Raw genomic sequence first — 1,775 nt, 5'->3', positions numbered from 1 at the left:
AGCGGGTGCAACAGTATGAGGCACGATGGATATTGTGGGCAAAGCGCCAGTTGAAAGCGGCTTTGTCATTATAATGGGTGGAATAATTTTATGGCTCTAAACAAACGACTACTTCTGTTCTTTATCCTTTCGAACGCCTCCATTCCAGTCCTAGCGGAAAGGGTACGGATCGACGATGTGGATCACACGCTGATCTCACCAACAAATGCATCGGCGAATATTAACGTGTCGCCTCCCCTCTCAAATTACGGTAAACCCTCTATCGTATCGCGATTAGAATCCGTAACGATCCCTAGTAGGTATCAGCAGATACTCGCCGTTCATGCGATGGACAACCAGCAGGGTACAAAAATCCGAGCACAATTTGATTGCTCAATCAACGCGGGGGGAATCGTGGGTTATACGAAGATACGATGGAAGGGGGCGGACCAATCTGGGACCTCTGGTGCAAATGCGTGGACGGAATGGGTTGATGTTACGACTTCCGGGCCCCGTGAATTTCTCCTGCTGTTAGAAACTCCAGCGACCGCGATAAACCCTGGAAGGGGTGACGCGGAGTGCTTCTTCCGTATTGACAGCACAAAATGGGGGTGGTCGGACATTTACAAACTAACGGTAACGGCAGAAACTCGACCCGCAGCCGTCTCTGTCAGCCCGACGAATATCTCTGTTCAGGCCACTGGTGGGGGGGATTGGTTGACAGAAAACATAACACTAACATGGGAAGAGTTCGGGTACTCCCACATAAAAATATCTTCGCGCGACGATATGAGTGTAGAATTTACCTCAGGACGGCCACAAGGAGATGGTAAGTTCCAACTGGGACCCGCGAATACCCTCTCAGTACATGGGGTCCATCGAGGTAGTGCAGGGAACGTAGGGTATCTTGCGCATAAGAAGTGGGTGACCATGAGATTCAGCGGTACAACCAGACAGCCCAAAACCTACATCGTAAACTTCACGCATTACGTTACATAATCGGGACTTCGAGCCTGCATGTGATTCATGTGTAAATGCCCTTTTCTCAGAAGTGACCGTCCAGGCGGTCACCGAACTCGATAATAAAGCGGCTCATTGCCATACGCCAGTCCCGCAGTGGCATCGTCCATTTCTGTGAAGCCGCCTGGATTGCCAGCCACACGACCTTTTTCACTGAGTCATCCGTCGGGAACACCTTGCGTTTTTTGATGGCATGCCGGATTACGCTGTTCAGCGACTCGATGGCGTTGGTTGTGTAGATGACTTTGCGGATATCTGCCGGGTAAGCGAAGAACGTCGCCAGGTTGGTCCAGTTTGCCTGCCAGCTCCGGCTTATCTGCGGGTAGCGACTGTCCCAGGCGCTGGCGAACGCTTCCAGCGTCTGCTGGCCTGCTTCTTCTGTGGGGGCCTGGTAGATGGCTTTCAGGTCGCGGGTGACGGCTTTGTAGTCCTTCCAGGAAACGAACCGCAGGCTGTTGCGCACCATATGCACGATGCACAGCTGGATGCGGGCTTCCGGATACACCGTGTTGATAGCGTCCGGGAAGCCTTTCAGCCCGTCGACACAGGCTATGAGAATATCGTTCAGGCCGCGGTTTTTTAGTTCAGTCAGCACATTGAGCCAGAACTTCGCTCCCTCGTTTTCGGCCAGCCACATACCCAGTAACTCTTTCTGGCCTTCGATATTGATACCCAGTGCGAGGAATACGGATTTATTGATTACGCGACTGTCCTGCCGAACTTTCAGGACGATACAGTCAAGATAAACAGTATCGTTCCGGCGAACTCATATTGAC

1 pseudogene is annotated in these 1,775 nt (G+C 51.9%); it reads right to left on the bottom strand.

Features of this window, described 5'->3' with window-relative positions:
* Positions 1-1,024: 1,024 nt before the first annotated feature.
* Positions 1,025-1,747, bottom strand: a pseudogene (locus EQY_RS25120) (IS256 family transposase); the annotation flags it as partial.
* Positions 1,748-1,775: the final 28 nt, after the last annotated feature.

This window comes from Escherichia sp. TW14182 (assembly GCF_000208525.1).
Lineage (GTDB): Bacteria > Pseudomonadota > Gammaproteobacteria > Enterobacterales > Enterobacteriaceae > Escherichia > Escherichia ruysiae.
The sequence above is the reverse complement of the archived record's forward strand: the minus strand, read 5'-3'. Positions and strand labels throughout refer to the sequence as shown.